The organism is Citrobacter koseri ATCC BAA-895, from assembly GCF_000018045.1.
Lineage (GTDB): Bacteria > Pseudomonadota > Gammaproteobacteria > Enterobacterales > Enterobacteriaceae > Citrobacter_B > Citrobacter_B koseri.
In genome coordinates this window covers 3,106,409-3,133,000 of sequence record NC_009792.1, presented here as the reverse complement: position 1 = coordinate 3,133,000, position 26,592 = coordinate 3,106,409, and the positions used below count along the sequence as shown (strand labels likewise).

At 53.7% G+C, this 26,592-nt stretch carries 22 protein-coding genes; 13 read left to right on the top strand and 9 right to left on the bottom strand.

Translation table 11 applies throughout. The features are described 5' to 3' along the window. Positions 1–36: 36 nt before the first annotated feature. Together CKO_RS14385 and CKO_RS14380 are read right to left on the bottom strand one after the other, a co-directional pair. Positions 37–729, bottom strand: a complete 693-nt coding sequence (locus CKO_RS14385; RefSeq protein ID WP_012134148.1) for a response regulator — start codon at positions 727–729, stop codon at positions 37–39. Continuing rightward, a complete protein-coding gene (locus tag CKO_RS14380) occupies positions 719–2,356 on the bottom strand; it encodes an ATP-binding protein (protein WP_012134147.1) in 1,638 nt (545 codons plus the stop codon). The genes CKO_RS14385 and CKO_RS14380 overlap by 11 nt, the downstream gene beginning before the upstream one ends. A gap of 333 nt (positions 2,357–2,689) precedes the next feature. Between CKO_RS14380 and CKO_RS14370 the strand changes: the two genes are divergently transcribed. From CKO_RS14370 to rihC, 3 genes are all read left to right on the top strand, one after another. Beyond that, entirely contained in the window at positions 2,690–4,057 is a 1,368-nt protein-coding gene (locus CKO_RS14370) for a 2-hydroxycarboxylate transporter family protein (protein WP_012134145.1), read from the top strand. A 24-nt stretch (positions 4,058–4,081) separates the two neighbouring features. After that, entirely contained in the window at positions 4,082–4,945 is an 864-nt protein-coding gene (locus CKO_RS14365) for a fumarylacetoacetate hydrolase family protein (RefSeq protein WP_024130722.1), read from the top strand. A 148-nt stretch (positions 4,946–5,093) separates the two neighbouring features. Next, on the top strand, positions 5,094–6,008 hold the full coding sequence (rihC, locus tag CKO_RS14360) for a ribonucleoside hydrolase RihC (protein ID WP_012134143.1): 915 nt from the start codon (positions 5,094–5,096) through the stop codon (positions 6,006–6,008). Here the strand turns inward: rihC and CKO_RS14355 are convergent. Then, entirely contained in the window at positions 6,005–6,904 is a 900-nt protein-coding gene (locus CKO_RS14355; protein WP_012134142.1) for a LysR family transcriptional regulator, read from the bottom strand. The genes rihC and CKO_RS14355 overlap by 4 nt on opposite strands. A 90-nt stretch (positions 6,905–6,994) precedes the next feature. Between CKO_RS14355 and CKO_RS14350 the strand changes: the two genes are divergently transcribed. The 5 genes from CKO_RS14350 to caiF all read left to right on the top strand — a co-directional run bounded on the left by CKO_RS14350 (position 6,995) and on the right by caiF (position 14,131). Further along, positions 6,995–7,624: a serine-tRNA(Ala) deacylase AlaX gene (locus CKO_RS14350; protein WP_024130721.1), complete on the top strand. Its 630-nt coding sequence runs from the start codon at positions 6,995–6,997 to the stop codon at positions 7,622–7,624. Between the two features lie 186 nt (positions 7,625–7,810). After that, positions 7,811–8,632: a 4-hydroxy-tetrahydrodipicolinate reductase gene (gene dapB / locus CKO_RS14345; protein ID WP_012134140.1), complete on the top strand. Its 822-nt coding sequence runs from the start codon at positions 7,811–7,813 to the stop codon at positions 8,630–8,632. Positions 8,633–9,088: 456 nt separating this feature from the next. Continuing rightward, positions 9,089–10,237, top strand: a complete 1,149-nt coding sequence (gene carA / locus CKO_RS14340; protein ID WP_024130719.1) for a glutamine-hydrolyzing carbamoyl-phosphate synthase small subunit — start codon at positions 9,089–9,091, stop codon at positions 10,235–10,237. A gap of 18 nt (positions 10,238–10,255) precedes the next feature. Then, complete coding sequence (gene carB, locus CKO_RS14335; protein WP_012134136.1) at positions 10,256–13,480, top strand: carbamoyl-phosphate synthase large subunit; 3,225 nt, start codon at positions 10,256–10,258, stop codon at positions 13,478–13,480. A gap of 258 nt (positions 13,481–13,738) precedes the next feature. After that, complete coding sequence (gene caiF, locus CKO_RS14330) at positions 13,739–14,131, top strand: carnitine metabolism transcriptional regulator CaiF (protein ID WP_012134135.1); 393 nt, start codon at positions 13,739–13,741, stop codon at positions 14,129–14,131. A 99-nt stretch (positions 14,132–14,230) separates the two neighbouring features. Here the strand turns inward: caiF and caiE are convergent, their stop codons facing one another. The 6 genes from caiE to caiT all read right to left on the bottom strand — a co-directional run bounded on the left by caiE (position 14,231) and on the right by caiT (position 21,301). Then, the gene (gene caiE / locus CKO_RS14325; protein ID WP_012134134.1) at positions 14,231–14,824 is read right to left on the bottom strand and encodes a carnitine operon protein CaiE; all 594 of its coding nucleotides are present in this window, start codon (positions 14,822–14,824) and stop codon (positions 14,231–14,233) included. A 64-nt stretch (positions 14,825–14,888) separates the two neighbouring features. Beyond that, entirely contained in the window at positions 14,889–15,674 is a 786-nt protein-coding gene (caiD, locus tag CKO_RS14320) for a crotonobetainyl-CoA hydratase (protein WP_012134133.1), read from the bottom strand. 40 nt (positions 15,675–15,714) lie between these two features. Continuing rightward, on the bottom strand, positions 15,715–17,268 hold the full coding sequence (gene caiC, locus CKO_RS14315; protein WP_012134132.1) for a crotonobetaine/carnitine-CoA ligase: 1,554 nt from the start codon (positions 17,266–17,268) through the stop codon (positions 15,715–15,717). Positions 17,269–17,333: 65 nt separating this feature from the next. Then, positions 17,334–18,551 (bottom strand): L-carnitine CoA-transferase, encoded by a 1,218-nt coding sequence (caiB, locus tag CKO_RS14310; RefSeq protein ID WP_024130718.1) that lies wholly within the window; start codon positions 18,549–18,551, stop codon positions 17,334–17,336. Positions 18,552–18,607: 56 nt separating this feature from the next. Continuing rightward, entirely contained in the window at positions 18,608–19,750 is a 1,143-nt protein-coding gene (gene caiA / locus CKO_RS14305) for a crotonobetainyl-CoA dehydrogenase (protein WP_012134130.1), read from the bottom strand. A gap of 33 nt (positions 19,751–19,783) precedes the next feature. Next, the gene (gene caiT, locus CKO_RS14300; protein WP_012134129.1) at positions 19,784–21,301 is read right to left on the bottom strand and encodes an L-carnitine/gamma-butyrobetaine antiporter; all 1,518 of its coding nucleotides are present in this window, start codon (positions 21,299–21,301) and stop codon (positions 19,784–19,786) included. A gap of 480 nt (positions 21,302–21,781) precedes the next feature. On the opposite strand from caiT, the gene CKO_RS14290 reads away from it, so the two are divergent. From CKO_RS14290 to CKO_RS14270, 5 genes are all read left to right on the top strand, one after another. After that, positions 21,782–22,552 (top strand): electron transfer flavoprotein FixA, encoded by a 771-nt coding sequence (locus tag CKO_RS14290; protein ID WP_024130717.1) that lies wholly within the window; start codon positions 21,782–21,784, stop codon positions 22,550–22,552. A 15-nt stretch (positions 22,553–22,567) separates the two neighbouring features. Next, positions 22,568–23,509, top strand: a complete 942-nt coding sequence (locus tag CKO_RS14285) for an electron transfer flavoprotein subunit alpha/FixB family protein (protein ID WP_024130716.1) — start codon at positions 22,568–22,570, stop codon at positions 23,507–23,509. A 61-nt stretch (positions 23,510–23,570) separates the two neighbouring features. Further along, positions 23,571–24,857 carry an FAD-dependent oxidoreductase gene (locus tag CKO_RS14280; protein ID WP_012134125.1) on the top strand — a complete coding sequence of 429 codons (1,287 nt, stop codon included), beginning with the start codon at positions 23,571–23,573 and terminating at the stop codon, positions 24,855–24,857. After that, positions 24,854–25,141 (top strand): ferredoxin-like protein FixX, encoded by a 288-nt coding sequence (gene fixX, locus CKO_RS14275; protein ID WP_012134124.1) that lies wholly within the window; start codon positions 24,854–24,856, stop codon positions 25,139–25,141. The genes CKO_RS14280 and fixX overlap by 4 nt, the downstream gene beginning before the upstream one ends. Positions 25,142–25,258: 117 nt before the next feature. After that, on the top strand, positions 25,259–26,590 hold the full coding sequence (locus CKO_RS14270) for an MFS transporter (protein WP_024130715.1): 1,332 nt from the start codon (positions 25,259–25,261) through the stop codon (positions 26,588–26,590). The last annotated feature ends 2 nt before the right edge of the window (positions 26,591–26,592 follow it).

Genomic DNA, 26,592 nt, shown 5'->3' with positions numbered 1-26,592 from the left:
CGCCGGTCTGCTATCCGACCGGCATCTTTTATGCCATTACGTTTCGCTCAGGCGATACATCCTGCGCGGATGCCCTGGCTTGCCATACAGCATTTCGACGCGAAGAAAACCCGTCTCGACACCGTGTTCAACATAGCGGCGTGCCGTGGTTTTACTTAACCCCGTTCCGGCAACCACATCGTCAACGGAGAAGCTGCGCGTGCTGTTTTCTGTAAAAAGCTTCTGCACCAGCGCCAGCGTGATTTCTTCAATCCCCTTACTGCTATTCTCCTGACGGTAATTCTTCGCCTGTAACAGGTAGAGTGAATCGACGTTTTGCTGATCGACAATTTTCCATACCCGCTGCTGTTCGGCAAACTGGACAAAACGTTCCAGCGACTGGCTGAGCCGTTTCCACGAGATTGGCTTCAGGATATAGTCAAACGCGCCGTTGCGAATCGCCAGGCTACAGGTATCCATATCACTGGCGGCAGTAATAAAGATCACTGAGCAATTCGTGTTCATGACTAACGGATCGCTGATGAGCGTAATACCCTTACCATCCGGTAGATAGTTGTCCAGCAGCAGTAGCTGAGGCCGCAGCTGGTTGAGTTTTTGCCGGGCATCGGCAAGCGTGGAGGCAATGCCTGCCAGTCGGAGTCTCGGATGTTTGTCGATCAGTTCAGCGTGCAGCTGCGCCAGTTCGTTCTCGTCCTCAACGATCAGGACATCGATAAGTTCAGGTTGCATAATCGGTACCTTCCAGTTCCTGTACGGGACTGCGGGAAATTCCCGTAGCGGGAATAAACAACGTAAATATGGCGCCGCGCGGCGAATTATCAGCGACTTCTATCACCCCTCCCGCCTGAGTGACATAACTTTCAATCAGATACAATCCAATGCCATGATCGCCCCGGGTTTTCGTGGTGACGCCACGTTCGAAAATATGCTCGCGAATCTCCGGTTTAATACCGACTCCCTGATCGGCCACTTCGATAATCAGCTCATGCTCGTTGAGTCTGATCAGCACGTCCACTGGCGCATGCGGTAATGGCGATCGCTGCGTTGCTTCGATCGCGTTATCGAGTAAATTGCCCAGGATCGAAATCAGTTCTGATTCCGCAAGTGGCGGAAAAGGCCTATCCATCCGGCAACTGGGATCGAAATTCAGTTCCACCCCTTTTTCACCCGCTCTTGCCGCTTTACCTAACAACAGGCCGCACAACGTCGGTGAACTGAAGCGCGATGAGATAAAGTCCAGCAGCTCCTGGGCATGTTCCGACTGGGCCTGAATATAATCAATGGCTTCATTGTAACGACCCATATGCAGTAAACCAGAAAGGGTCGTCATGCAATTGAGCTGCTCGTGGCGCATGATGCGCAAATTATCTACGTAACGTTTTACCTGGCTTAGCTGAGCGCTCAAACTGTCTATTTCATTGCGATCGCGGAAGGTTATCACCCATCCCTGAAGCGAGTTCTCCAGCATGATGCGCACCCGGCTGGCGATAACCGTCAATTCATTGAAACGGCAGATTTCATCATGAGTGTCATTCTTCAGCATTACCTCTTTAAGGAAGAAGGGGGATGGCGTAATCACTTCGGTAATGTGTTGACCGCGTATCGCCTGCGCAGGCTGGCCTAAACCCAGCAGCTCGCGGGCAGCCTGATTGATCACCTCAATGTGCAAATTATTATCAATGGCGATTACCCCTTCATAAATCGATTCCATCATCGCTTTTTGCTGACGAACCAGCAGGCCTATCTCTCGCGGCTCCAGTGAAAAAATCTGTTTTTTAATACTGCGGGTGAAGAACCAGGAAAAGACAAAAAGGGATATCAGCAGCAGGATGGCGGCAACCAGGATACTGACGGCTTTATTCACCGTAATAGTGTTGAGGTAACTGGTGAGGTATCCAACGGAGACGATACCAATAACCTCGCCCTGATCGTCAACAATGGGCGCTTTACTGCGCAGGGAGATGCCCAGGCCGCCACGGCGAATTGTCGTGGTGCTCTTTCCGTGAAGCACTTCAGTGTTATCGTCGCCAACCAGCTTTTTTCCTACTCTGTCGGCATAAACCGAATGAAACAGATGGATGCCTTCTTTATCTCCGATAACAATAAAACTGGCGTCGCTATGCGCGGCTATTTTTTGCATAAATTGATGAATCGCCGTGGTATCTCTTTCCACGACTTCTTTTCGCAAATTCGGAATAAGCGCAATTTCTTCCGCCTGTATTTTCGCCCTGGCTCCCATCTCCTGATAAAGCTGTTTTTCTACGTGCATATAATAGTATCCACCCAGTAAGGCAAATAATATGGAGAAAAAAGCAATCAGCGATATAAACAGTTTGATCTGAAATGAAACTTTCATAATGTTCAGGCATCGTCATCAGGGATACGTCACTGTATCATCTTTTGGCCTGAATGAAGCGATTTTGCCAGAAACCTGTGATCTTTTGCACAGCAGAATATATTGCAGTAGGCAGCGCGCAGGCGCAACGGTGTTGCCAAACGTTGCTTTAAATACGCGCTGAAAAGAAACCATAAAAACCACGGCGTTAAATAAGAGATAAATCACATAAAATAATAGAAACCATTAAAACTATAGAGACCATTAAAACTTCTTTTTGAATTCGTCAGTACTCACACAAAGTAAATATTGAAGCCCATAAACTAACCCTGAAAAATAACCGAGGGCTTAATAATGAGCACGACTGATGATTCTTTCTCTGTTACTCATGAACCGTTAAACATTCAGCGCTTGTCACTTAAAGAGCGCTGGTGGCACATTATGGATACATGGAAAATCGGTATTATTCCATTACCGATGTTTTTGTTGGCCGGCGCATTAATCGCGATTGATTGCCTGGGCGGGAAGCTGCCGAGCGATATTGTCGTGATGGTCGCCACGCTGGCTTTTTTTGGCTTTGCCTGCGGAGAGTTTGGGAAGCGTTTGCCCATCGTCGGCAAACTGGGGGCCGCCGCAATTTGCGCGACCTTTATTCCTTCCGCGTTAGTTTACTATGGCCTGCTGCCGGATGTGGTGGTGGAGTCGACGACCAAATTCTATAAATCTACCAACATCCTGTATCTCTATATCTGCTGCATTATCGTCGGCAGTATTATGAGTATGAATCGCACCGTGCTGATTCAGGGTTTCCTGCGTATTTTCTTCCCAATGTTATGCGGTGAAATCGTCGGCATGGTTGTTGGTATGGGCGTCGGCCTGGCGCTTGGCCTCGAACCCTTTCAGATTTTCTTCTTTATTATTTTACCCATCATGGCCGGCGGCGTTGGCGAAGGCGCCATTCCGCTTTCAATTGGCTATGCGACCCTGTTACACATGGATCAAGGGGTGGCGCTTGGTCGTATCTTACCGATGGTGATGCTGGGCAGTCTGACCGCCATTATCATCTCCGGCTGCCTGAACCAACTGGGCAAGCGCTTCCCGCATCTGACCGGCGAAGGTCAATTGATGCCAAACCGTGCGAATGCCGATGAACAATCGCCGTCACTGGCGGAAGGCGTCTCTGGCAAAACGGATGTGACCACGATTGCCGCAGGCGCGCTGCTGGCGATACTGCTCTATATGCTGGGGATGTTAGGGCACAAGCTGATTGGCTTGCCCGCACCGGTTGGCATGTTGTTTGTGGCTGTGCTGGTCAAGTTAGTTAACGGCGTATCGCCCCGCGTTCTTGAAGGCTCGCAAGTGGTGTACAAATTCTTCCAGACTTCAGTGACTTATCCCATTCTGTTCGCGGTTGGCGTAGCCATTACGCCGTGGGAGGAGCTGGTGAACGCCTTCACCCTGACCAATCTTCTGGTCATTATCAGTACCGTTGCTGCGCTGGTCGCGACAGGATTCTTTGTCGGTAAAAAAATCGGTATGCATCCTATTGATGTCGCCATTGTCTCCTGCTGTCAGAGTGGGCAAGGCGGTACGGGCGACGTAGCGATTTTAACCGCAGGCAACCGCATGAGCCTGATGCCATTCGCACAAATTGCGACGCGTATCGGTGGGGCGATAAATGTTTCCATTTCGCTGCTGGTGCTGGGTAACTTTCTTATTTAATTGAAGTATGCAGGATTGATAATTATGAAACTCGCAAGCTTTCTTTATCAGGGCACTCGCAGCTATGGCATCGTTACTGCCGGAGGCGTTATTGATTTGGGGAACCGCATCGGCGACCAGTATCGGGACCTGAAGGCGCTATTGCAGGGGGATGGTCTGGAGCAGGCGCGGCGCTTCGCGCAGGCGCCGGTCGATCTAAAAATGGATGCAATCACCTTTTTACCGGTAATAGAGCGACCGGAAAAAATACTCTGTGTCGGCATGAACTACGCCGAAAAGCGCCAGGAGTTCGATCAGCATGACCCCGCGCCGACGCTGTTTGTTCGTTTTGCGGATTCGCAAACCGGGCACAACATGCCGGTACTCAAGCCACGTCATTCGCATGAGTTTGATTACGAGGGGGAGCTGGCGGTGATCATAGGTAACGGTGGCGAGAATATCTCCCGCGACCATGCGCTTGACCATGTCGCCGGATACAGCTGCTATATGGATGGCTCCGCACGCGACTGGCAGCACAGCTGGTTTACTGCGGGGAAAAACTGGCGGCAGACCGGCGCTTTTGGCCCGTGGATGGTCACTGCCGATGAAATTCCCGACCCGCATCAGCTGGCGATCCGCACCTGGCTCAACGGCCGCATGGTACAGGAAGATAACACCAGCAGTATGATCCATAAAGTTGCTGAATTAATTGAGTATATAAGCACTTTCACCCGTCTTAATTCCGGTGACGTCATCATTACGGGCTCGCCGGGCGGCGTAGGGAAAAAGAGGAATCCGCCGTTATTCATGCAGGAAGGCGATCGTATTGAGGTGGAGATTGAGCACATTGGCCATCTGAGTAATGTCATTATGGAAGCCCCGCTACAGGCCTTTGCGGCGGCGCATTAATACGATGAGCCAACACGTTTTGGCGTATGGGATTAATGACAAATTTTGTTTCGTCTCCTTTTGTCGGTCGGTCGCTTGCCAACCGGCAAAAGGTTTGCCAATAATCGGATGCCAACCCTGGAGCTTGTCATCTTTTTATGGAGGAAACATGCGCCTGCCCATTATTCTGGATACCGATCCGGGTATCGACGATGCCGCCGCCATTGCCGCCGCCCTGTTTGCCCCGCAGCTTGACCTGCAACTGATGACCACCGTCGCGGGGAATGTCTCCGTAGAGAAAACCACCCGCAACGCGCTGCAACTGCTGCATTTCTGGAACGTGGATATCCCGCTGGCGCAGGGGGCCGCCACGCCGCTGCTGCGCCCGTTGCGCGATGCTGCTTACGTCCACGGCGAGTCGGGCATGGAAGGCTATGACTTTGTTGCCCATGATTGCCAGCCACTGGCAAAACCGGCCTTTATCGCCATTCGGGATGCCCTGATGAGCGCCCCGGAACCCGTCACGCTGGTCGCGATCGGCCCGTTAACCAATATTGCGCTGCTGCTGACTCACTACCCGGAATGCGCTTTTAACATTCGTCGTCTGGTGATCATGGGCGGTTCTGCGGGGCGGGGGAACTTTACGCCGAACGCCGAATTCAATATTGCCGTCGACCCGGAAGCCGCTTCCCGCGTTTTTCAGAGTGGGATAGAGATTGTGATGTGCGGGCTGGACGTGACCAACCAGGCCCTGCTGGCGCCGGATTATCTGGCAAAACTGCCCGAACTTAACCGGACGGGAAAAATGCTGCATGCGTTGTTTAGCCACTACCGCAGCGGTAGCATGAACACCGGGCTGCGCATGCACGATCTCTGCGCCATTGCCTGGCTGGTTCGCCCGGATCTGTTCACCGTTAAACCCTGTTTTGTCGCGGTAGAGACGCAGGGGGAATACACCGCAGGCACAACGGTTGTTGATATTGAAGGCCGGCTGGGTAAAAGCCCTAACGTGCAGGTGGCGCTGGAGATAGATGTGGCTGGCTTCCAGCAGTGGGTCGCCGACGTGCTGGCGCTGGCGCCCTAGGATTTTAGTTGTTGGCTAAGGTAATCAATCATGGCCCGTATTTTGAGAGGCATATGCTTGTTTCCAGCCCACAAAAGCCATAGCTCGCCGGAGTAGTTGCTGATAAACGTCCACTCCGGCAACACCTGCATGATTTCGCCGTCTTGTAACGCTTCTCTGGCTGTGAATGCGGGGAGACTGCCAATTCCCAGATGGCGCTTTACTGCGTCCAGTCTTACACCCGTATGATTAGCCGCATAGCGCCCCGTTGTTTGAACGACTTCTGTCTTACCTTGTTTACGAAATTTCCAGCGTGAGTCCGTTGGCGTCTCTCCGAGGCTAATGCAACTGTGCTGACGTAAATCTTCCGGGTGCGTCGGTGTCCCCTGTTTTTGCAGATACTCTGGCGTGGCGCAGAGGATGTGGGTGATTGGCATTAACGGCTTGCCATGCAACCCGGGCGAGGGGGTATTGGTGATTTGCAGCGCCAGATCGACACCATCATCAATGAGATCCATATAGCGGTCTTCGAGCCTCAGGCAAACATCAACCAGGGGAAAACGTTCAAGAAATTGCGGGATCAGTGGATGAATAACGAAGCGTCCGACGGCTTTGGGTACGCTGAGCGTAATCTTTCCCTGAGGAACGTGTTGTACGCTTCCCCCGGAATCAATGGCCTGTCGCGCTGCTTCCAGCATCATTTTTGCGTGTTCATACACCATCTTTCCTGTTTCACTTAATGCCAGCTTACGTGTTGAACGATGCAACAACTGGCTGCCCGTTTCGCGTTCAAGGCGTGAAACGCTGCGGCTCATGGCTGATGGGGTCACACCTGCTGCGCGCGCTGCGGCAGAAAAGCTACCGTGATCAACAATCAACACAAAAGTGGCCAGATCGGGAAGGAGTGTCAAATTCATTTGTGTTTCTCAGGCAAAGATTCATTGCCGGGCAGGCGGATTATCTGCTCCGGGATAAATAATATACTGCCCTTCACGACAGGAGGACATATGACAGAACGTCTTTATTACAACACCGATGATACAGAAGGCATGGCATGTGTGACGGGGTGCTCTCCACAAATGGATGGCCTGTATGCCGTTACGCTCGATAAAACATTATTCCACCCTCAGGGAGGTGGACAACCCGCAGACAAAGGCTGGATTGCGGATATTCCGGTTTGCGGAATCATGTTACGTGATAATCAAATTATACATATTCTGCCGCAACCCGTTGCAGCGGGAGTGGTGCAGCTAAAAGTCGATGCACAGACACGTTTGCTCAACTCTCGTCTGCATTCAGCAGGCCATCTTATCGGGTGTGCGGGAGAAACATGGGGTTGGTCGCCAGTGAAAGCGCACCACTGGCCGGGTGAGGGGCGCATTACCTTTTCAGCAGGTGAACATGCTCGTCTTCCTGATGCTGAAAATCTGCTGGCGTGTATTGAACAGTGGCAGGCGAAGGATTATGCCCGCCGAATTGAGTTTGACGGTGAGCGACGTAAAGTGGGGTTTGGCGAACTTCCGATGTACTTCTGTGGAGGAACACATGTCACTTCGCTCGGCCAACTTGGTCGTATAATGATCGGTGGGATTAAAATGAAGAAAGGGCAGCTCATCATTAACTATTCCATTGAATAGCGCCCATTTGCTCTTGATCGCAGGCAGAGTTGCCTGCGGTGTCCCGCTTTTCCCGCATATAGCTTTTACTGATATCTCTCCCTGTTTATCATTAAATTCTAATTATCGACGTTTTTGGCTAGCGGCGCGGCGTGGCGCTGGTTAATCTGAAAACGATTTACGCAAAATTAACAAAAGAGAATAGCTATGCATGATGCACAAATCCGCGTTGCCATCGCGGGAGCCGGGGGACGCATGGGACGTCAGCTGATTCAGGCCGCCCTGGGGATGGACGGCGTTCAACTCGGCGCGGCGCTGGAGCGGGAAGGTTCTTCATTACTGGGCAGCGATGCCGGTGAATTAGCAGGCGCAGGGAAAACGGGCGTCACCGTGCAAAGTAGCCTGGAAGCGGTAAAAGATGATTTTGACATCTTTATCGATTTCACTCGCCCGGAAGGGACGCTGGCGCACCTGGCGTTTTGCCGTCAGCACGGTAAAGGCATCGTCATTGGCACGACGGGATTTGATGACGCAGGCAAGCAGGCCATTCGCGATGCCGCGCAGGATATCGGCATTGTGTTCGCCGCCAACTTTAGCGTCGGTGTTAACGTCATGCTGAAGCTACTTGAGAAAGCGGCGAAAGTGATGGGCGACTATACCGATATTGAAATTATCGAAGCGCACCATCGCCATAAAGTGGATGCGCCGTCAGGCACCGCGCTGGCGATGGGGGAAGCGATCGCCCACGCGCTGGACAAAGATCTGAAAGCGTGCGCGGTATACAGTCGTGAAGGTTATACCGGCGAACGCGTGCCGGGCACCATCGGTTTTGCGACGGTTCGTGCTGGCGACATTGTGGGTGAACATACCGCGATGTTTGCTGATATCGGTGAACGTATTGAAATCACGCATAAGGCCTCCAGCCGTATGACGTTTGCGAATGGCGCGGTCAGATCGGCTATCTGGCTAAAATCAAAGCCAAATGGTCTTTTTGATATGAGTGATGTACTGAATTTAAACAATTTATAGCTGGTTTTTACCCTTCGTGATGTGGTTATGGTAATCATAATTTGTTGATTACATAGGGCAATAATTTATTGCCCTATTATTTTTAGCATTATCTTTCTGTTTTTTATTTAAACTCGTGAATTTATCTGTTTTCTTCTGTTTATTTGTTGCTTTTATGTAAATTTTGACCAAATGGTCCACTTTTTCCTTCTCTCTGGTTTCATAATGCATTCTTTCAGCCACGCAAGCGTTTTCCAGGACAAGTTAGCTGATCTTTTTGCCTGTTAAATCAGAACATCCTTCCCTGAGTCGTAAAACAATACAAAAAATACCGCCTTTAAGTTGACTTTTACCCGCCTTATCTTCAGAATGCCGCCGTTTGCCAGAAATCCACGGGTAAGCAGATTTGCATTGATTCAGGTTATACAAATGAATTAATATGCAAATAAAGTGAGTGAATATTCTCTGGAGGGTGTTTTGATTAAGTCAGCGCTATTGGTTCTGGAAGACGGAACCCAGTTTCACGGTCGGGCCATAGGGGCAACAGGTTCGGCGGTTGGGGAAGTCGTTTTCAATACTTCAATGACCGGTTATCAAGAAATCCTCACTGATCCTTCCTATTCCCGCCAAATTGTCACTCTTACTTATCCTCATATCGGTAATGTCGGCACCAATGAAGCCGATGAAGAATCCTCTCAGGTTCATGCGCAAGGTCTGGTCATTCGCGATCTGCCGCTGATTGCCAGCAACTTCCGCAATACTGAAGACCTCTCTTCTTACCTGAAACGCCATAACATCGTGGCGATTGCCGATATTGATACCCGTAAGCTGACGCGCCTGCTGCGTGAGAAGGGCGCACAGAACGGCTGCATTATCGCGGGTGATAACCCGGATGCGGCACTGGCGCTGGAGAAAGCGAAAGCCTTCCCGGGCCTCAATGGAATGGATCTGGCGAAAGAAGTGACCACCGCTGAATCCTATAGCTGGACGCAGGGAAGCTGGACGCTTGCAGACGACCTGCCGGAAGCCAAATCAGAAACTGACCTGCCGTTCCACGTTGTGGCTTACGACTACGGCGCGAAACGCAACATCCTGCGTATGCTGGTAGACAGAGGCTGCCGCCTGACGGTGGTTCCGGCGAAGACCTCCGCCGAAGAGGTGCTGAAGATGAACCCGGACGGTATCTTCCTCTCTAACGGCCCTGGCGATCCGGCGCCGTGCGACTACGCTATCGAGGCGATTCAGGCATTCCTCGAAACCGATATTCCGGTTTTCGGCATCTGCCTCGGCCATCAGCTGCTGGCGCTGGCGAGCGGCGCGAAAACCATCAAGATGAAGTTCGGCCACCACGGCGGTAACCATCCGGTAAAAGATATCGATAACAATACCGTGATGATTACGGCGCAGAACCACGGTTTTGCGGTGGATGAGGCTTCTATGCCTGCAAATCTGCGAGTGACGCACAAATCGCTGTTCGACGGCACTCTGCAAGGGATTCATCGCACCGATAAACCGGCGTTCAGCTTCCAGGGACACCCTGAGGCGAGCCCTGGCCCGCATGATGCCGCGCCATTGTTCGACCACTTTATCGAGTTAATTGAGCAGTACCGTCAGTCCGCGAAATAATCAGGAGTAAACAGAGCCATGCCAAAACGTACAGACATAAAAAGTATCCTGATTCTGGGTGCGGGCCCGATTGTTATCGGCCAGGCGTGTGAGTTTGACTACTCTGGCGCCCAGGCGTGTAAAGCGCTGCGCGAAGAAGGTTATCGCGTCATCCTGGTGAACTCTAACCCCGCGACCATCATGACCGACCCGGAAATGGCCGATGCGACCTACATCGAGCCGATTCACTGGGAAGTGGTGCGTAAAATTATTGAGAAAGAGCGCCCGGATGCGGTGCTGCCGACGATGGGCGGCCAGACGGCGCTGAACTGCGCGCTGGAGCTGGAGCGTCAGGGCGTGCTGGCTGAGTTCGGCGTGACCATGATTGGCGCCACTGCCGATGCGATTGATAAAGCCGAAGATCGCCGCCGTTTCGATGTGGCGATGAAGAAAATCGGCCTCGACACTGCCCGCTCCGGTATTGCGCATACGATGGAAGAGGCGCTGGCGGTTGCCGCTGACGTCGGTTATCCGTGCATTATCCGTCCATCCTTTACGATGGGCGGCACCGGCGGCGGTATTGCCTACAACCGCGAAGAGTTCGAAGAAATTTGCGCGCGCGGTCTGGATCTCTCCCCAACCAACGAACTGCTGATAGATGAGTCGCTGATTGGCTGGAAAGAGTACGAAATGGAAGTGGTGCGTGATAAGAACGACAACTGCATTATCGTCTGTTCCATTGAGAACTTTGACGCGATGGGCATCCACACCGGTGATTCCATCACAGTGGCTCCGGCGCAAACGCTGACGGACAAAGAGTACCAAATCATGCGTAACGCCTCGATGGCGGTACTGCGTGAAATCGGCGTGGAAACCGGCGGTTCCAACGTTCAGTTTGCGGTGAACCCGAAAAACGGTCGTCTGATTGTTATCGAAATGAACCCGCGCGTCTCCCGCTCCTCGGCGCTGGCGTCAAAAGCCACCGGCTTCCCGATTGCCAAAGTGGCGGCGAAACTGGCGGTGGGTTACACCCTCGATGAACTGATGAACGACATCACCGGCGGCCGTACTCCGGCATCGTTCGAACCGTCCATCGACTACGTTGTCACCAAAATTCCTCGCTTCAACTTTGAAAAATTCGCGGGCAGCAACGACCGTCTCACCACCCAGATGAAATCCGTCGGCGAAGTGATGGCGATTGGCCGCACTCAGCAGGAATCCTTACAGAAAGCGCTGCGCGGCCTGGAAGTGGGCGCCGCCGGTTTTGACCCGAAAGTGAGCCTGGATGACCCGGAAGCGCTGACCAAAATTCGTCGCGAGCTGAAAGATGCGGGCGCCGAGCGTATCTGGTACATCGCTGATGCGTTCCGCGCGGGGCTGTCTGTCGATGGCGTCTTTAACCTGACCAACATCGACCGCTGGTTCCTGGTGCAGATTGAAGAACTGGTTCGTCTGGAAGAAAAAGTGGCGGAGCTTGGCATCACCGGCCTCGACGCTGACTTCCTGCGGATGCTGAAGCGCAAAGGCTTCGCCGATGCGCGCCTGGCTAAACTGGCGGGCGTGCGCGAAGCGGAAGTGCGCAAACTGCGCGACCAGTTCAACCTGCACCCGGTTTACAAGCGCGTGGATACCTGTGCGGCGGAATTTGCTACCGACACCGCCTACATGTACTCCACTTATGAAGATGAGTGCGAAGCGAATCCGAACCAGGATCGCGACAAAATCATGGTGCTCGGCGGCGGCCCGAACCGTATCGGCCAGGGGATTGAATTTGACTATTGCTGCGTACACGCCTCGCTGGCGCTGCGCGAAGACGGTTACGAGACCATTATGGTCAACTGTAACCCGGAAACGGTCTCCACCGACTACGACACCTCCGACCGCCTGTACTTCGAGCCGGTCACGCTGGAAGATGTGCTGGAAATCGTGCGCGTCGAGAAACCGAAAGGCGTCATCGTACAGTACGGCGGCCAGACTCCGCTGAAACTGGCGCGCGCGCTGGAAGCGGCAGGCGTGCCGGTTATCGGCACCAGCCCGGATGCGATTGACCGCGCGGAAGACCGTGAGCGCTTCCAGCAGGCGGTTGACCGTCTGAAACTGAAACAGCCTGCTAACGCCACCGTGACGGCGATTGAACAGGCCGTTGAGAAGGCAAAAGAGATTGGCTATCCGCTGGTGGTTCGCCCGTCCTACGTGCTGGGCGGCCGCGCGATGGAAATCGTTTACGACGAAGCTGACCTGCGTCGTTACTTCCAGACCGCAGTCAGCGTCTCTAACGATGCGCCGGTACTGCTGGACCGCTTCCTTGATGACGCGGTGGAAGTGGATGTGGATGCTATCTGCGACGGCGAAATGGTGCTGATTGGCGGCATCATGGAACACATCGAACAGGCGGGCGTGCACTCCGGTGACTCCGCATGTTCTCTGCCGGCCTACACGTTAAGCAAAGAGATTCAGGACGTGATGCGCCAGCAGGTGCAGAAGCTGGCCTTTGAGTTGCAGGTGCGTGGTCTGATGAACGTGCAGTTCGCGGTGAAAGACAACGAAGTCTACCTGATTGAAGTGAACCCGCGTGCGGCGCGTACCGTACCGTTCGTCTCCAAAGCGACCGGCTTACCGCTGGCGAAAGTGGCGGCGCGCGTGATGGCGGGCAAATCGCTGACCGAGCAGGGCGTGACGAAAGAAATCATCCCGCCGTACTACTCGGTGAAAGAAGTGGTGCTGCCGTTCAACAAATTCCCGGGCGTTGACCCGCTGTTAGGGCCAGAAATGCGCTCTACCGGGGAAGTGATGGGCGTCGGCCGCACCTTCGCTGAAGCGTTCGCCAAAGCACAGCTTGGCAGCAGCTCGACGATGAAGAAATCGGGCCGTGCACTGCTCTCCGTTCGTGAAGGCGACAAAGAACGCGTGGTGGACCTGGCGGCGAAGCTGCTGAAACAGGGCTTCGAACTGGATGCGACTCACGGTACGGCGATTGTGCTGGGTGAGGCGGGCATCAACCCGCGTCTGGTCAACAAGGTGCATGAAGGTCGTCCGCACATTCAGGACCGTATCAAGAATGGCGAATACACCTACATCATCAACACCACCGCAGGTCGTCAGGCGATTGAGGACTCTAAACTGATTCGCCGCAGCGCGTTGCAGTATAAAGTGCATTACGACACGACCCTGAACGGCGGCTTCGCCACGACGATGGCGCTGAACGCCGATGCGACTGAAAAGGTGATCTCCGTACAGGAAATGCACGCGCAAATTACGAAGTAAGCGGCAGACGCATTTATCTGGTGATATAAAAAGGTTCCTGCAAAGGAACCTTTTTTTACGCCATAAGGTCATTCCTGGTCACATACGCTTCCTGGATGTGGTTTTCAATGTAACAAGCACGATTTCGCTCACACTAATCAACAATTAAGTCGCATACTATCCCCCTATATCCACAATTTATTTATGGTTAATGGCGTTATTTATATTCAGGCCATAACGAACCGTAGCAAGATTTTTAATTTGTAAAATGGTGTGCTTATGAGTGAAAAATATGTTGAGAAACCACTTTATTTGTTAATTGCTGATTGGGTAATGGCAGAAAACCGGTGGGTGAGCGCCAAAGAGATCGCGAAGCAATTTAATATGGATTATTGCAAAGCGATTAATACGGTTTCGTATATTCTTTCTGAAGTGGGGGAAATAGAGTGCGAGACCAGGACGATCCCTAATCAGCTGGAAGGGCGAGGATGCCAGTGCCAACGCCTGGTGCGTATTAAGCGTATTGACGCGCAGCTCTATGCGCGTTTGGGTCATAGCGCGCAGGAGAAGATGGTAAAAGCGGAGAGAACCCCGCGAATGCCGGTTCCGCCCGCAGAGCTAAACCGTGAGCAGAAATGGCAGATGATGCTATCAAAAAGTATGCGTCGGTAATGTCGGTGTGCCGGATGATGGCGTAAATGCCTTATCCGGCCTGCAACGGCGTGTTGACCTGTAAGCCGGATAAGCGTCAGCGCCATCCGGCACAAAGCGCTACGCCGATTTTGGCTTCACCTCCGTCGTGCCTTTCAGGCGCGGCCGGTTCTTTTCGACCTGGGTTAAGGGTTGCGTTTCACATAGCGATGCCCGACAGCGTACCGCGAGATCCTGATATTCCTGCGTGTTGAGCCGTTTCCAGTGCAGTTCTTCATCCGTGACATCACGTTTGACGCGCGCAGGCGCGCCAACCAGCAGTTGCCTGGGCGCGCCGACAAAACCCGCTTTTACAAAACTCATGGCGGCGACGATACTTTCTTCGCCGATGATTGCGCCATCCATGATTACGCTGTTCATGCCTACCAACGCATCACGACCAATCACGCAGCCGTGAAGGATTGCGCCGTGCCCGATATGCCCGTTTTCATGCACGATGGTGTCGGTATCGCAATAACCGTGCATGATGCAGCCATCCTGAAGGTTAGCGCCCGCCTCAAGAATCAGACGCCCATAGTCGCCGCGCAGCGATGCAAGCGGGCCGATGTAGACGCCGGCGCCGACGATGACATCGCCAATCAACACGGCGCTGGGATGCACGTACGCCTCTGGATGTACTACCGGAATCAGGCCTTCAAAGGCGTAATAGCTCATGGTTATTCCTCCGTGATTGTTGTCGGATGGCGGATAAGCGTTAGCGCCATCCGGCAGCGCGGCGCTAGCGGCCTTTCCAGACCGGATCGCGTTTTTCGGCAAACGCCTGCGGGCCTTCGATCGCATCTTCAGAGTGCAGTACCGACGGGTAGTGCTTCAATGCGCCGCTGCGAATGTAGCGATAACCTTCTTCCACCGGCATTTCACTGGTTGCGCGGTAGATCTCTTTGAGGGCGGCGATCGCCAACGGCGCGCTGTTCACCAGCTGTTGCGCCAGTTCACGGGCGCTGTCCATTAACGCTTGTTGGCTGACAACCCGGTTCACAATTCCCCAGCGCAAGGCTTCTTCTGCGTCCATTCGTCTGCCGGTCATCAGCATTTCGTTGACGATAGCAGGCGGCAACAGCTTAGGCAGGCGCAGCACGCCGCCGCTGTCAGGCACAATGCCGAGCTTTGCTTCAGGCAGCGCGAAACTGGCGTTATCGGCGCAGACGATAAAATCCGCCGCCAGCGCCAGTTCGAACCCGCCGCCGAAGGCATAGCCGTTAACGGCGGCAATCACCGGTTTATCCAGGTCAAAGATCTCGGTTAAACCGGCAAACCCGCCGGGGCCAAAATCGGCGTCCGGGGCTTCGCCTTCGGCCGCCGCTTTTAAATCCCAGCCTGCGGAGAAGAATTTTTCGCCGCCACCGGTGATGATCGCCACACGCAATTCGGGATCGTCACGGAAATTGAGAAAAACTTCGCCCATCTCAAAACTGGTTTTTGCGTCTATTGCATTCGCTTTCGGGCGATCCAGCGTAATTTCCAGAATCGGGCCGTGACGGGTAAAATGTAATGATTCACTCATATCTTCACTCCATTATTTAAAATCGGACGGGTAAGAATGCTTATTTCAGGTTCTTTTTAATTATTTTTCCTGAACAGTTTCGGGGCAGATCATTTCTTATCTCAAGAAAAGAGGGGACTTTGAATTTCGCCATATTCTGTTCACAGAAAGCGAAAAACTCCTCTTCCGTTAATGTTTCACCTTCATTAAGCACCACAAAGGCTTTAATGGCTTCATCGCGGATCGAATCGTGAATACCAATAACGACGATGTCCTGAATTTTGGGATGAGCCGAAATAATGTTTTCCAGTTCGATGCAGGAGACATTTTCGCCGCCGCGTTTAATCATGTTGCAACGCCTGTCGACGAAATAGAAAAATCCTTCCTCATCCCGATAGCCGGAATCACCGGTATGCAGCCAGCCGTTGGCTTCCAGCGCTTTGGCGGTGGCTTCCGGCCTGGCGTAATACTCTTTAAAGATGGTTTTTCCCGGCACGCCTTTAATACAGATTTCACCGATTTCTCCGGCGGGCAGCGAGCGGTTCTGCTCATCGCGGATGTCCGCCTCATAGCAAAATCCAGGGCGACCAATAGATGGCCAGCGCCGTTTATCGCCGGGACGATCGCCAATAATGCCGACAATGGTTTCCGTCATCCCGTAAGAGGTCAGCAGCCGGACGCCGAAACGTGCAATAAAAGCGTCTTTTTCCTGCACGGAAAGGTTGAGATAGAACATCACTTCGCGCAGACAATGCTGCCTCTCTTCCGGGGAGGCGGGCTGCACCATCAGCGTCCTGATCATCATCGGAATACATTCCGTGACGGTGGCGCGATACTTTCGTACCTGTCCCCAGAACGCGCGGGCGCTGTATTTTTCGATCAGCACAAAGGTGCTGCCTGCGGAGAATGCCGCCATTGCCGCAGTACACTGACAGTCAATATGAAAGGCGGGCATCACCGTCAGATAGACGTCATCTTCACGCAGCGCACACTGCCAGGAGGAGTAGTAACCCGCAAAACGCAGGTTGTAATGGGTAATGACCACGCCTTTGGGCCGCGAGGTGGTGCCAGAAGTAAACAGAATCTCCGCCGTGTCGTCAGTGGATAACGGCGGCGCATAGCACAATGTGGCAGGCTGCTGGTCTTTCAGTTGAGAAAAATGGCTAACGTTATCTTCAACGGGCGCATTTTCGCCAATCAGACAGATATGATTGAGCAGGGTATCGTCCTCAAGCAGTATCTGGCGATACATCGGATAAAATTCAGCGCTGGTGACGATGAGCTGCGCGCGGCTGTTTTGTAAAATCCAGGCGCTCTCTTCGCGCAGGAGCCTGGCATTGATCGGCACCATGATGGCGCCAATTTTGGCCAGACCAAACCAGCAGAAAAAGAACTCCGGGCAGTTATCCAGATGCAGCGCGACGTTATCGCCTTTCTGAATGCCTGAGGCGAGGAAAAGGTTCGCCGTGCGGTTGATCTCTTCATTCAGCGACGCGTAGCTGAATTGCCGGACAACGCCTTCGCTGGATTCAAAAATAAGCGCCGTTTTATTTCCGTATACCTCGGCCAGGTCGTCCCACATCTGACGTAAGTTTTGTCCGCCAACGATATCCATTGCACTGTTATCCGTTCGAAAATAGGCATGCGCGCTAACCGGATAAACCGGTTAGCGCTTTGCGTTTAATCCTCAACTTTGGCCAGACCCTTGCTGACCAGTTCCTGTATATCTGCTTCGTTGTAACCGATGTTTTTTAGAATGGCGGCGGTGTCCATGCCATGCGACGGCATGCCACGCCAGATTTTCCCTGGGTTGTTTTTGAATTTCGGCATGATGTTTGGCCCTTTACAGGTGCGGCCATCCATCGTGTGCCACTCGGTAATGGATTCGCGGGCGACGTACTGCGGGTTGCTTTCCAGTTCTGGAATGGTCAGCACTTTCGCGCAGGCGATATTCAGCTCGGCGAAACGCGCCTGCACGTCGGCGATGGAACGGGTCGCCAGCCACGCATCCAGTTTTTCCTCGACTAACGGCCCGTAAGGGCACTCAACGCGATGGATAAGCTGGGTGCCTTCCGGCACCTCTGGCGTACCCAGAATGTGCGCCAGGCCGATATCCTTAAAGCACTCGTTGATCTGCGTAATGCCGACCAGCTCCATCACGATGTAACCGTCTGCGCATTTATACAGCCCGCATCCGGCGTAGTAGGGGTCTTTGCCTTTGGTCATGCGCGGGCAAATTTCGCCGCCGTTGAAGTAATCCATCATGAAGTACTGGCCCATGCGCAGCATCACTTCATACATCGCCACATCAATGCTTTCGCCTTTGCCGGTTTCACGCACTCTGTGCAAAGCCGCCAGCGCGGCGGTGGTGGCGGTCATCCCGGAAAAATAGTCCGCCGTATACGGGAACGCGGGCATGGGTTGATCGACATCGCCGTTCTGAATCAGGTAGCCGCTAAAGGCCTGGGCGATGGTGTTGTAAGCCGGGAGGTTGGTGTACTCCTCCGTGCCGTACTGGCCGAAACCGGAAAGGTGGGCGATCACCAGTTTAGGGTTGTGCTCCCACAGCACGTCATCGGTAATTCCGCGACGGGCAAACGCCGGGCCTTTGCTGGCTTCGATGAAGATGTCAGTGGTTTCCATGAGTTTCAGAAACGCTTCCCGACCTTCATCTTTGAAGATGTTTAGGGAGAGGGCATGCAAGTTTCGGCGTGAAAGCTGCGGATAGTTCGGCTGGACGCGAATGGTATCGGCCCAGGCGACGTTTTCAATCCAGATCACTTCCGCGCCCCACTCTGCGAACATTTGTCCGGCGAACGGCCCGGCGATTTCAATCCCGGAGAACACGACCCGCAATCCGGCGAGCGGCCCGAAAGTGGGCATCGGTAAACGGTTCATAAATAAATTCCTGCATTTTTTGTAGGCCCGGTAAGCGCAGCGCCACCGGGCAATGTTTAACGGTATTGCTTCAGCACGGCGCGGCCGAGCGTCAGGATCTGCATTTCGTCAGAGCCGCCGGAGACGCGGTCAACGCGCAGGTCACGCCAGAAACGCGTAATGCGGTGGTTGCCCGCAATCCCGACGCCGCCCAATACCTGCATGGCGCTGTCTACCACGTCAAACGCGGCGTTGGCGCAGAAGTATTTACACATCGCGGCATCGCCCGAGGTGATGGTGCCGTTATCCGCTTTCCACGCGGCTTCCAGCAGCATGTTTTTCATGGAGTTTAATTTGATCGCCATATGCGCGAACTTCTCCTGAATCAGCTGGAAGCGACCGATCGTCTCGCCAAACTGCACACGCTGATTGGCGTAACGCGCGGCGTCTTCGAACGCGCACATCGCCGTACCGTAGTTGGTTAAAGCCACCAGGAAACGTTCGTGGTCGAACTCTTCTTTTACGCGGTTAAAGCCATTACCTTCCCGGCCGAACATGTCTTTTTCGTCCAGCTCAACATCGTCAAAATTGATTTCACAGCAGCTGTCCATGCGCAGGCCGAGCTTCTCAAGTTTGTTAACCTTGATGCCGGGTTTGCTCATATCGACAAACCATTCGGTATAAATCGGTTTGTCCGGGGAGGCGCCGTCCCGTGCCATCACCACGATGTAGGGGGTGTAGGCGCTACTGGTGATGAAACACTTGCTGCCGTTAAGATAAACCTTACCATTTTTACGGGTATAGGTAGTTTTTAAACTGCCAACATCCGATCCCGCTCCCGGTTCGGTGATCGCCGAGTTCCACATCTGCTTGCCGGTCCCCTGGAACGCCATGATTTTATCAATTTGTTCCTGGGTCCCTTCACGCAGGAAAGTGTTAAAACCTCCCGGCAATTGGTACAACACGTAAGTTGGCGCGCCCAGACGCCCCAGTTCCATCCATACGGCGGCAACGGTGACGAAACCGGCTTCCAGCCCGCCGTGTTCTTCCGGGATCAACAGGCTGTCGATGCCCATATCCGCCAGCGCTTTCACAAAACGTTCCGGGTAGACGCTGTCGCGATCGCACTCGGCAAAGTAGGCTTCCCAGTTCTCACTGGCCATCAGTTCACGAATACCGGCGACAAACAGTTCCTGCTCGTCATTCAAATTAAAATCCATCTTCCAGCCTCATTTGTAAGGAGTTTATTGCGTTTATTTATCTTTCCAGTGCACTTTGGCGTCTTTGATAAAGGAGAGCGTTACCATGATGTTGACGAAGAACAGCGGGCATCCTCCGGCGATAATCGCGGTTTGAATGGGTTTTAACCCGCCGAGCGCTAACAGGACGATGCCGATAACGCCAACCAGCACCGACCAGCCGATACGTACCAGCAGCGGCGGCTCTTCACCGTCGCGCACTTCGCGGCAGGTGGACATGGCCAGCGTGTAGGAGCAGGCGTTAATCAGCGTGACGGTAGCGATAAAGCAGAGGATGAAGAATCCCCACATCGTAGCCGTGCTGAATGGCAGTGCGGCCCAGGTTTCGATGATGGCGCGCGCCACGCCGTGCTGTTCGATCAGTTGTGGAATATTGAGGATATTTTTATCCATCAGCAGCAGGGTGTTGCTGCCAAGAACGGTCCACAGAATCCAGGTGGAGGCGGTCAGGCCGAGCACCATCCCAAAGCACAGTTCGCGCACGGTACGGCCGCGGGAAATACGCGCGAGGAAGATACTCATCTGGATGGCATAAATGACCCACCATGCCCAGTAGAAAACGGTCCAACCCTGCGGGAAGCCGCCTTTGCCGATCGCATCGGTGTAGAACAACATGCGTGGCAGATACATCAACAGCATACCGACGGAATCGGTGAAGTAGTTCATGATGAAGCTGGCGCCGCTGACGATAAACACCCAGCCGAGCATCAGGAAGCTGAGATAGCTACGCACGTCACTGGCGATTTTCACCCCTTTTTGCAGGCCGCAGGCCACGCAAATGGCGTTCAGAACGATCCAGCAGGTAATGATGATGGCGTCCAGTTCCAGCGTATGAGGGATGCCGAACAGATACTGCATACACTCTGTCACCAGCGGCGTCGCCAGACCGAGGCTGGTGCCCATCGCGAAGATCAGCGCCACCAGATAGAAGTTATCGACAATAGTACCGAATAACCCTTTCGCGTGTTTCTCGCCCACTAAAGGCACCAGCGTGGAGCTGGGACGAATCACGTCCATTTTGCGAACAAAAAAGAAGTAGGCGAACGCGACGGAGAGGAAGCTGTAAGTCGCCCACGGTAACGGCCCCCAGTGAAACAGGCTGTAGGCGAGGCCGATCTCTTTGGCGCCGTTGGAGCCAGGTGCCAGAGCAAAGGGCGGCGTCGAGATGTAATAATAAATTTCGATTGAGCCCCAGAACAGCACGGCGGCGGAAGTGCAGGAGGCGAACATCATGAAAATCCAGCTGGCGGTGCTGAATTCCGGCGGTTCATCACCTAATCTTTTTTTAGCGTAAGGGCCGAAGACCAGCCAGAACCAGCCAAAAAGCATCACCACCATGTACCATTCAAATGCCCAACCCCAGATATTTGTGACATAACTGAAGACGGCATTAATAACAATATTCGCAGCGTCGAGATCTCTGACGGTTAGCCAACAAAGTATCCCTACAATTATTAACGGCGGGAAAAAAACCTTAGGTTCAATCCCGGACTTTCTCTTTTCATTTTTCATGAGTCAATTCCAGTGTCAAAACGAAATTTATGTTACGTTCCCGTTTGTTATATTTTGTTTATTTTTCTTAGTAATAATCTGATGACAGTTAGACCTCAGAGTCGCTTTGGCGAGTAACTCATAATGGGTATTCATTTTGCGGTAATCCGTTATGTTGATCACACTTTTTTGTCTGGTATTTTTGACCCTTATTTTCAAATAAAATCAATGTAAAACAATTGGATGTGTTGCATTTTGGTCGAATTGTGCGCATCTCTCATTCAATATTGGTGATCCATCAAACAATATTGAAATTTTTTATGTTCTACGGGGGCTGTTCAATATTAGTGAGATGCTTAACAATATTGAAAGTTGTAAATATCAGCGTGTGACATTTTCAATATTGGTGATTAAAGTTTTATTTCCGAATTAAAGAGCGTGATATCTGTATTTAACACCGCCGATATGGATGACGTTTCCTTCATGATTTCTGGAGATGCAATGAAGATAATTACTTGTTACAAGTGCGTGCCTGATGAACAGGATATTGCGATCAATAATGCCGATGGTTCATTAGATATCAGCAAAGCGGATGCCAAAATCAGTCAGTACGATCTGAATGCGATTGAAGCTGCCTGCCAGTTAAAGCAGCAGACAAGCGATGCCCAGGTGATTGCCATGAGCGTAGGCGGCAAGGCGCTGACCAACGCCAAAGGGCGTAAAGATGTGCTTTCCCGTGGGCCAGATGAACTGGTCGTGGTGATAGACGAGCAGTTTGAACAGGCTTTGCCGCAACGCACCGCCGCAGCGCTTGCCGCCGCCGCGCAAAAATCGGGCTTTGATCTGATCGTTTGCGGCGACGGTTCCTCCGACCTTTATGCCCAGCAGGTCAGCCTGCTGGTGGGTGAAACGCTGAACATTCCGGCCATCAACGGCGTGAGCAAAATCCTCTCCCTGACGGAAAGTGCGCTTACCGTTGAGCGTGAACTGGAAGATGAAATTGAAACCCTGAGTATTCCCCTGCCTGCGGTGGTGGCGGTCTCCACAGACATTAACGCTCCGCAGATCCCGTCGATGAAAGCGATTCTGGGCGCGGCAAAAAAACCGGTGCAGGTCTGGTCTGCGGCGGATATTGGTTTCAGTGCGCCAGACGCGTACTCCGTCCAGAAGGTCGCCGCACCGAAACAACGCGAGCGTCAGCGCATCGTTATTGAAGGCGATGGTGAAGAGCAGATCGCCGCGTTCGCCGAACATCTGCGCAAAATCATTTAATTACCGGGGGATATTATGAACACGTTTTCTCATGTCTGGGTATTCAGCGATACCCCTTCTCGTCTGCCGGAACTGATGAGCGGCGCACTGGCTTCAGGCGAGCAGATTCATGCGTTTGTGCAGCACGACGCCGAGGGCGAGACGGCACGCCAGCTGGGGGCGAATCACATCTGGCATTTACGCGGTAAACCGGACGACTGCATGGTGGAAGATTACGCCGGGGTGATGGCGCAGACGATTCACCAGCAGGGGGATTCGGGTCTGGTGCTGCTGCCTAATACCCGCCGTGGCAAACTGCTGGCGGCAAAGCTGGGATTTCGTCTCGCGGCGGCCGTCTCTAACGACGCCAGTGCGGTAACGCAGCAGGAGGGCCATGCGACCGTCCGGCATATGGTCTACGGCGGGCTGGCGATTGGCGAAGAGACCATCACATCACCGTATGCGGTGATCACCGTCGGCAGCGGCACGTTCGAGGCGCAACAGGCGGACGCGTCCCGCCACGGCGAGTCGCATGACGTGCAGTGGCAGTCGCCAGATGTCGTCGTAACGCGCACCGCAACGCAGGCGCGCCAGAGCAACACGGTCGATCTTGATAAAGCGCGACTGGTGGTTAGCGTTGGGCGCGGCATCGGCAGCAAAGAGAATATCTCGCTGGCCCAGGCGCTGTGTCAGGCCATTGGCGCGGAACTGGCGTGTTCTCGTCCGGTGGCGGAAAACGAAAAATGGATGGAGCACGAGCGTTATGTCGGCATCTCCAACCTGATGCTTAAACCAGAGCTTTACCTCGCGGTGGGCATTTCCGGGCAGATCCAGCACATGGTGGGCGCGAACGGTTCACAAACCATCTGCGCCATCAACAAAGATAAAAATGCGCCGATATTTCAATACGCTGATTACGGCATTGTCGGCGATGTGATGAAGATTCTGCCTGCGCTTACGAGCGCTTTAGCACGCTGATCCACTCGGGCAGGGCTTGTGGGTATCGGCCCTGCCGCTGACAGGTAAATCTGGAGTTCTTATGTCCGAAGATATCTTTGATGCCATCATCGTGGGGGCCGGGCTGGCGGGTTCCGTCGCGGCGCTGGTGCTCGCCCGCGAAGGGGCACAGGTGCTGGTTATTGAGCGCGGCAATTCCGCTGGCGCGAAGAATGTCACCGGCGGGCGCATCTACGCGCACAGTCTGGAGCGCATTATCCCCGGTTTTGCTGAACATGCCCCGGTTGAACGCGTGATCACCCATGAAAAACTCGCTTTTATGACCGAAAAAGGGGCGATGGCGGTGGATTACGTCAATGGCGAGGATGCCGCGCCTTCGCAGGTCTCTTATTCCGTATTGCGCAGTAAATTTGACGCCTGGCTGATGGAACAGGCTGAAGAGGCGGGCGCGCAGCTGATAACCGGCATCCGCGTGGATAATCTTGTTCAGCGCGACGGCAAAGTGGTGGGCGTTGAGGCGGATGGCGACGTTATTGAAGCGAAAACGGTCATTCTCGCTGATGGCGTGAACTCGCTGTTGGCGGAAAAACTGGGAATGGCGAAACGTGTAGATGCCGCCCATGTCGCGGTAGGCGTAAAAGAGTTAATTGAGTTGCCTGAATCGGTCATTGTGGATCGCTTCGGATTACAGGGAAATGAAGGCGCAGCCTGTCTGTTTGCCGGTTCTCCGACCGACGGTCTGATGGGCGGCGGCTTCCTCTATACCAATAAAACGACCCTCTCTTTGGGGCTGGTTTGCGGTCTGCATCATCTGAAAGAGGCGAAAAAGTCGGTTCCACAAATGCTGGAAGATTTTAAACAGCATCCGGCGGTGGCGCCGCTGATTGCGGGCGGAAAACTGCTGGAGTACGCCGCGCACGTCGTCCCGGAAGCGGGAATGAATATGCAGCCGGAACTGGTGGGCGACGGCGTGCTGATTGCCGGTGACGCCGCCGGTATGTGTATGAACCTCGGTTTTACGATTCGCGGTATGGACCTGGCCGTCGCGGCAGGGGAAGCGGCGGCGAAGACCGTACTTTCGGCCATGCAGAGCAACGATTTCAGCCGACAGGGGCTGGCGGAATATCGACAGCATCTCGACAACGGGCCGATGCGGGATATGCGTATGTACCAGCGCTTACCGGCGTTTCTGGACAACCCGCGTATGTTCACGCGCTACCCTGAAATGGCGGTGGGCATTGCCCGCGATCTGTTTACCGTCGATGGCAGCGCGCCCGTCCCTGTGCGTAAAAAAATCCTGCGCCACGCGAAGAAAGTGGGCTTCATCAACCTGATGAAGGATGGCATCAAAGGAGTGACCGTATTATGACTTCTCCCGTCAATGTGGACGTCAAACTGGGCGTCAATAAATTCAATGTGGATGAAGACAATCCGCACATCATCCTGAAAACCGAACCGGATAAGCAGGCGCTGGAAGTGCTGATCAAGGCGTGCCCGGCCGGGTTGTATAAAAAGCAGGACGACGGCAGCGTGCGCTTTGATTACGCCGGGTGCCTGGAGTGCGGCACCTGTCGAATTCTCGGGTTGGGGACGGCGCTGGAGAAATGGGAATACCCGCGCGGCACCTTTGGCGTGGAATTTCGCTACGGCTGAGGTTGATGCCGGATGGCGTCGCTGACGCGTCTTATCCGGCCTACAAAATACGTGATTCGTAGGCCTGATAAGCGTAGCGCCATCAGGCATCAAGTGAAAACAAAACAGGACGCGGCTATGCAGCAGCCCAGGAACTTTGACGACATTAAATTCTCCTCTATTCACCGCAGAATTATGCTGTGGGGAAGCGGCGGGCCGTTCCTGGACGGTTACGTACTGGTCATGATTGGCGTGGCGCTGGAGCAGCTCACGCCTGCGCTGAAGCTGGATGCGCAGTGGCTGGGGTTACTGGGGGCAGGCACGCTGGCCGGGCTGTTTGTCGGTACGTCGCTGTTCGGCTATATCTCAGACAAAGTGGGGCGACGTAAAATGTTCCTCATCGATATCATCGCCATTGGGGTGATATCGGTAGCGACGATGTTTGTCTCATCGCCGATGGAGTTGCTCGTCATGCGCGTGCTGATTGGGGTGGTGATTGGCGCGGATTATCCTATCGCTACCTCGATGATCACCGAGTTTTCCAACACCCGCCAGCGCGCCTTCTCGATCAGTTTTATTGCCGCGATGTGGTACGTCGGCGCCACCTGCGCCGATCTGGTCGGCTACTGGTTGTACGATGTGGCGGGCGGATGGCGCTGGATGCTGGGGAGCGCGGCAATTCCCTGCATTATGATCCTGATCGGACGCTTCGATCTTCCCGAATCACCGCGCTGGCTGTTGCGTAAGGGGCGGGTGAAAGAGTGCGAGGAGATGATGATTAAACTGTTTGGCGAGCCGGTGGCGTTCGATGAAGAACCGCCCCAGGAGACGCGCTTCTTACAGCTGTTTAATCGCCGTCACTTCCCGTTTGTTTTGTTTGTCGCCGCCATCTGGACCTGCCAGGTCATCCCGATGTTCGCCATCTATACCTTTGGCCCGCAGATTGTCGGCCTGCTGGGGCTGGGCGTCGGGAAAAGCGCGGCGCTGGGCAATGTGGTGATCAGTTTGTTCTTTATGCTGGGCTGTATTCCGCCGATGTACTGGCTGAACAGCATAGGGCGACGGCCATTGCTGATCGGCAGCTTTGTCATGATGACGCTGGCGCTGGCTGTGCTGGGGTTGATCCCAGAAATGGGGATCTGGCTGGTGGTTGCGGCCTTTGCGGTGTACGCCTTTTTCTCCGGCGGCCCGGGGAACCTTCAGTGGCTCTACCCGAATGAGCTGTTCCCGACGGATATTCGCGCGTCTGCCGTGGGCGTCATTATGTCCCTGAGTCGAATTGGCACCATCCTTTCAACGTGGGCGCTGCCGATCTTCATCACCAGATATGGGATCAGCTACGTCATGCTGATGGGGGCGGGAATTTCACTTATCGGTCTGCTTATTTCCATCGCTTTTGCGCCGGAGACGCGTGGACTGACGCTTGCCCAGACGAGCAGTATGACGATTCGCAACAAGCCTCTGTGCTAGGG